The sequence below is a fragment of the Bradyrhizobium sp. LeoA1Lang genome (genome assembly GCF_055413685.1).
This window is the reverse complement of record NZ_JBVAPG010000527.1, coordinates 1-411: the sequence shown is the minus strand read 5'-3', so window position 1 is coordinate 411 and position 411 is coordinate 1. Positions and strand designations below refer to the sequence as shown.

The window sequence follows — 411 nt, the reverse complement described above, 5'->3', positions numbered from 1 at the left end:
GGGGACGGCTTCGTATGTGCGCGTACTTTGATGTGAGGATGACCGACGTCGACAAGATAGCGGTTGTAGAACAGCTTGTCCTCGACGCGCACTGATGTCTCGACATTCATATTTCAGCTTCCTTAGCCTTGATTCTGATGGGTTATCGCCAAGCGCGCGCCAGGCGGAATGCATCGCCAAATAAACCGGTCCATGACCGCGCATTGACAAAGGATTTCAACGTCAGCTTCTCCTTCTCGGCCTTCGGCGTGCCGTCGACCCGCACATAGTTCTGCATCGCCCTAGCGACGAGCTGCGGATAGGTGAGAAAGAAGTTTTGCGAGTTGGTATGCATCAGCATCGGCATATCCTTGTGCTTCTTGAGATCCTTGATCACGAAGGATTCGTCCAGCATCTTCTTGTAGAGCGACA

Annotated in this window: 2 pseudogenes; both read right to left on the bottom strand. The window is 52.8% G+C overall.

The annotated features are described in order from the left end of the window. A pseudogene (locus tag ACZYOF_RS44400) lies at positions 1-110 on the bottom strand (ferredoxin family protein); the annotation flags it as partial. Between the two features lie 32 nt (positions 111-142). Then, positions 143-411 (bottom strand): annotated as a pseudogene (locus ACZYOF_RS44395) (FAD-dependent oxidoreductase); the annotation flags it as partial.